Consider the following 5,605-nt stretch of genomic DNA (forward strand, 5'->3'; position numbering starts at 1 on the left):
GTACGCCCTTGCCCGGCCCGCTGCCGGGCACGGCCGTGATCGGATCATGGTTCGGGTCCGAATCATTGGCCAGCAGGCCCGGCGCGGGCACATGCAGCGTGTCGCCACGCTCCACCGTGTACGCGCCATCATCCACCGCAACCGGCGCACGGTTCTGGTCGATGCTGAGGGTAAATGACACCGTGTCACTGAAGCCGAGCGGATCGGAAACACGCACGCTGACCACGTGCGGGCCCAACTGCTGGCTGACCGGCGTCCAGCGGATCACGCCGCTGGCCGGATCAATACTCATGCCGGGCGGATGCGCGGACAGGAAGAACTGCAGCGTATCGCCATCGGCATCGCTGGCCTGGGCGGTCAGGCTGAACAGCTCACCGGGTTTGCCGCCCTGGTCGGCGATCGGACTCAGTACCGGCACTGCATTGGCATCGATGACGGTCAGCATGAACGATTCGGTATCGCCCTGACCGACGCTGTTGCTGGCATGGACGAGGATGGCGTGCGGGCCGAGATCGGCACTGCCCGGCAACCAGCTGATCAGCCCCGAAGCCGGATCGATCTGCATGCCGAACGGGGCCGCATCCAGGGCATAGCTGATCGGTGCACCGCCGCCGGTATTGGCCACCGTCACCGCTTGCTGGAATGGCATACCGACCAGCACCGTGCTGTCGTTGATCGGCGAGATCAGCGGCGGCGAGGTCGGCGCGATCACGCTCACCTGGAAACTGGCACTGGCAACGTTTGCATAGCGGTCGCAGATCTCGACCGTGACATCGTTGGACCCCGTCTGCCCGGGCAGCGGGCTCCAGCTGACAAGACCCGAATCGGCATTGATGGTCATGCCGGCGGGCGCTTCGGTCAGCGACCAGCCAAAGCGGTCACCCGGATCGGGATCACTGGCCGAGGATGCCAGATCGATACTGATCGGGCCTTCGCCGAGGACGCCGCCGCGTTCGCCGATCGATTCAAACACCGGCGCATGGTTGGGGCCATCGAAATAGTCGATGAAAATGCGATCGGCAAAACACGCGGCATGGGCAACTGGACTGCCCAACACGGCCATGAACAAGGCAAGCGCGGACGAGGATCGGATGGTCATCTCAGTGCCCTCAGTTGCTGGCCGTACTGGCCGTGGCGAGTGGATTGGCGACGCGGAAGATGTCGCGTGCGGTATTGCTGTCGCCGGCGACCAGGTTGGTCGCATTCGACTCGAATACGATCCAGCCGCCATCGCCGGAAATCGCTGGCTTGTAGCTGTGGCCATCGGACTCGCCGCCTGGCGCAACGCTGACCCGCTCGGTTTGTCCGCTGGTTCGATCGTGGACAAAGATATCGGAGCGCTGGTTGTTGTCGCCGGCAACGAGGTTGCTGGCGTTGGAGCGAAACACGACGAAACGACCATCGTCGGAAATGTCAGCCTCCAGGCTGTCGTGGTTGGCCTCGGCACCGCTGCTGGAAACGCTGACCCGGCTGGTCGTGCCGAGGGTCAGGTCACGCACGAAGATGTCCCAGTGCTTGTTGCTGTCAGCCGCCACGAGGTTGCTTGCCTGCGAGCGAAAGGCGACGAACAGGCCATTGCCGGATATCACCGGCGTGTAGCTGTCGCCATTGCCGATGCTGCCGTCACTGGCCACGCTGGCCATGATGATAACGCCGGTCTGACGATCCTTGACGAAGATGTCTTCGTGCTCGTTGGTGTCGCCTGGAACAAGATTGTTGGCGTAGGAGTAGAACGCCACATAGCGGCCATCGTCACTGAGTGTTGGCGAAAAGCTGTCGCCAACGCCTTCGGCTCCATCGCCATCGCGGCTGACACGTTCGGTTGGCACCACCGGCAGCGTGACGCGATCGAAGACGAAGGCATCGATGCTGCCATTGCTGTCGTCATCGATCGGTCGCGCTGGCGCCGGGTCGACGTCCTGCAGTGTTCCCTCCGAATGGAACGCAATGAACTGGCCATTGCCGGAGACCGAGGGCTCCTGATTGCCCACCGTTGGCGACGCCACCAGCAGGGTCGAAACTCCCGTGCTCCGATCGTGGGCGATGATTTGCGAGTCGAACGGTGGCCCGGTCAGATCGGTTTGCATGACCACGATCTGGCCGTCGTCGGAGAGGCTTGGATAGCGGCTGTAGCGGCGATACGGGGTGAAGTGACCACTGGCCATTCCGGTTGTCATGCTGCCGGGATCACGCACGAAAATATCCGGCCAGTTGTTGTCGTCGCCAGCCACCAGGTTGTTGGCGGTCGAGCGAAATGCGATGACCTCGCCGTTGTCGGAGATCGCCGCATCGTAGCTGGCGGCGTTGGCCTCGATGCCTGCCGAGTCGACGCTGATCCGCTCGATCTGGGCCTTGGCGGCGCCCGCGACGGAAACCCCTGCAACAAGCAAGAGACTGGCCAGGATGGCCGATAGCTGGGTGTTCATGCGATGCCCTCTCAGGCTATGTGAAAACCGAGTCCGGGCGGCGAAATCGGCCGTCCTCAAGCTGCATGCGCAAGGCGGCACAGAAACGGCTCAACACAAGCGGCCTGCGGGGCCTTGCCGATATCAGCCGAATCGACCATTCGGTCATGCGCGGTTGGCCGAACGAAAAAAGCCCTCCTGTGTCAGCGAGGGCTGAAATCTGACTTGACGCTACGAACTGCCGACGCTTCGGATCGGTTGGTCAAAGCGGAGTCAAATCGAATCCATTGGCGAAGATGCGATCGGTTATCGGCGCATGGTAGGCAATGCGGACACCGCAAAACTGCAGGGTGTTGTCATTCTGGGTGCCGAGATTGGCGACGATATTGATCGCATTCGAATTCCGGTCAACCGTGAAGTTGATTTCCGGCGAAAGCGCCGAGCCGATGCCGGACGACCCGCTTGCCGACGAAACGGACGTGCGTTCATTGAAATTGCCGGCCCCGTCGTAGGTGGTGAAAAAGGCCAGAATATTGCTGCTCACCGTATCGACGTAGTACAGGCGAAGAAATTTTACAACGGCACCATCCGGCAATATGGCTTTGTGTGCGAACAGGGAACTTGAGCCTCCCGTCTTGTGGATGCAACCGCTGCCGGAGTAGCTGTAGGTGGTCGAATTGTCGTGGGGCTGAAACGTCGAACCGGCGATGCTCAGGTACTCAAAGACTGAGCCCGCGGGTTGATCGATCGCGTTCGTTTCAAGGAACTGCTGAGGTTCGAGCGTATCGCCCGGCGCGGCAAGGACCGGCAAGGATGCGCAAACCGATAGCAGACCAATCAGGACACCGGCAAGTGGATGCTTGCTCGGCGCCATGCGTTTACCAATCAGATTCTTCATGCTCGTCTCCTCAAGGCGTATAGAAGACGCGCATGCCGCAAAAGCGGGTATCAGGATCCATCGTTGCAGTCAGCACATAGGATCCCGATCCGTTGTTGACCACCAGCGCAGGCGATGCGGAAAAGTACTCGTCCGTGTAGCCACCGCTGGATGTCGTTGTCCCGGTCAACAGATCAGTCAAACTGCCGTTGCCTGGATAGGTGGTCAGGAACAGGCCTACCTTGGCTGCAGGAGCGGGGCTGAAGTAGTAGATTCGCACGCCATGGATCTCGGCGTTGTTCGGCAACTCCAGACTCGTGGTCAGCGCGCCGTTGGAATACGAACAACCTCCGCCCGGATAGGTCACGGTCTGACCACTGGTTCGCGGTGTAAACGCCGAACCGGCGAGGAAGAGATAGGCACTCCCGCCCGCGACGCCCGTTGCGCCGTCAATTTCCTGATCCGCTCCGGGTAGATGCGTGTAGTTGAAGTTCTGCGCCGGAGGAAATCCATCAATGCTTCCTTCGGCCGCCGACGCGGGCAGACACGTACCCAACAACACCATGGCGATTGAAGTGCCAATTATGGTTCTGAACATTTCGTCTCCTTCGCTGAACGTCGCGGTCACGTCGACCGCGAAGACACCATAGGAGGCACGTGCTACGGGTCGTTACCGACCAGGTCCGGACTGAACCGCCAACTGGTTCACAGTCCGGGGGTCGACCCTGCACTTGATGAACGGAACGCGTCGGCAGCTTCCAGGCGCGGGCATCCTGCTGCTGCCGGCGCGGATAGCGGCGGGCGTTGGTTCGTCGATAGCCATCGTGCTTCTGCTCTGCGCGCTGGCAATCGTTTTGCTTGAGCGGGCTGGATTCAGTCGCGTCAGCTTGCCTACATTACGTACTGGATTCGCACGCCACAAAAGCGCATTCCGGGTTGCATCTGGACTATAAGGTTATAGAACATGGTCTGGTTGCTGACCACCAGCGGAGAGCTTGGCGTGAAGAGTTCGTTCCCGTAGCCGTTGCCGCCGTATACATTCTCGTAAAACGGGTAGTCATGATCACCGAGACCGGTGGAGGTCAAAAGAACAAAGCCCATGAAGGTGGATGGCGTTCCGTCGCTGTAGTAGAACAGGCGCGCGCCCACGATCTGGGCATCCTCCGGTAACTGCAGATCCTTGACAAGAGCTCCATTGGTGAACAAACAACCTGAACCGAAATCACTCACGCTAGCGGTACTGCCAAACCGTGTGAATGTGGACCCGGCAAGGAACAAGTATCGACTACCCAATACCGTCTTGGGCGTTGCGCTGTCGCCTGACGTCTGATCAGGTCCGGGAGCGTTGTATTCATTGATGTTGTGTGCAGGCGGAGACCGGTCGCGGCTAGCTTCGTCCGCGAACGCAGACAGGCTGGCAACCCAAAGTATCATTGCGATTGAAATACCAAACCATCGTTTAATCATGTTGTTCTCCCTCTCAGCGAAAGCACAAGGCGAAGTTGGCACTAGCATCGTTGTCGATGGGCGATACAGCCACCTGAAGAGACAGACGAAATCGGGCGGCCAAGCTTGCCGCTTGATCAACGTTGCCTTGAATCAAAGCGGCGGGGAATCAAAGCCGTTGGCAAAGATCCGATCCGCAATCGGCGCATCGTAGGCAATGCGCACGCCGCAGAATCTCAGTGCGAGGGCGGTATCAGCACCAGGATTCAGATTCACGACCACATCGATCGCCGTGTTTTGATTGTCGACCTCATAGTGGAACTCGGGTGCCAGCGTTGAACTGAAGCCACCTGTGGTCTCGGAGCCGACGTTGACAAGAGCGCTGCTGTTGCCTTGCGCATCGTAAATGGTGAAGAACGCACGCAGGGTGCTGATTGAGTCATCGTAGAAATACAGGCGCATAAAGCGCACGACTGCACCGTGGGGTAATTCCACTTTGTGTGCAAACCGGGGGATACCTACTGCGCTTGTCACGTAATAGCAGCCGGGGTCGGTCCACTTGTAGACCGTCCTGCTATCCAGTGAATGGAAGGTGTCGCCAGAAAGCCGCAGATATTTGAAGTTGAGACCTGTGGGCTGATCCGGCTGGTCCGAAGTTGCTGCCTGCTGCTCAGGCGGAAGATTACCGGGAGCGGCAACGGCCGGGAATGCGGCCAGGCTGGCCAGCAGTCCGAGCATCGTGCAGTGGAATGCGTTCGCGCGGATTGCAGATGAGCGTTGGGTGTGGTTTTTCATGGTCGCGTCCTCAAGGTAAATACTGCACGCGCACGCCGCAAATACTCATCCCGGAGGGTGCCAACGCAGTCAGCACATAGGA

General features: G+C 59.7%; 6 protein-coding genes. All 6 read right to left on the bottom strand.

The annotated features are described in order from the left end of the window. On the bottom strand, nt 1-1,099 hold a 1,099-nt coding region (locus tag VFN25_RS05010; RefSeq protein WP_325139469.1), incomplete at its 3' end, for a putative Ig domain-containing protein. Nucleotides 1,100-1,109: 10 nt separating this feature from the next. Further along, entirely contained in the window at nt 1,110-2,426 is a 1,317-nt protein-coding gene (locus VFN25_RS05015) for a hypothetical protein (protein WP_325139471.1), read from the bottom strand. A gap of 241 nt (nt 2,427-2,667) precedes the next feature. Continuing rightward, entirely contained in the window at nt 2,668-3,303 is a 636-nt protein-coding gene (locus VFN25_RS05020; RefSeq protein WP_325139473.1) for a hypothetical protein, read from the bottom strand. 10 nt (nt 3,304-3,313) lie between these two features. Then, a complete protein-coding gene (locus tag VFN25_RS05025) occupies nt 3,314-3,880 on the bottom strand; it encodes a hypothetical protein (protein WP_325139475.1) in 567 nt (188 codons plus the stop codon). 293 nt (nt 3,881-4,173) lie between these two features. Continuing rightward, nucleotides 4,174-4,749: a hypothetical protein gene (locus VFN25_RS05030; RefSeq protein WP_325139477.1), complete on the bottom strand. Its 576-nt coding sequence runs from the start codon at nt 4,747-4,749 to the stop codon at nt 4,174-4,176. Nucleotides 4,750-4,881: 132 nt separating this feature from the next. Next, nucleotides 4,882-5,466: a hypothetical protein gene (locus VFN25_RS05035; RefSeq protein WP_325139479.1), complete on the bottom strand. Its 585-nt coding sequence runs from the start codon at nt 5,464-5,466 to the stop codon at nt 4,882-4,884. Nucleotides 5,467-5,605 lie beyond the last annotated feature (139 nt).

Source organism: Dokdonella sp. (genome assembly GCF_035703485.1).
In the GTDB taxonomy this organism is placed as follows: Bacteria; Pseudomonadota; Gammaproteobacteria; order Xanthomonadales; family Rhodanobacteraceae; genus Dokdonella.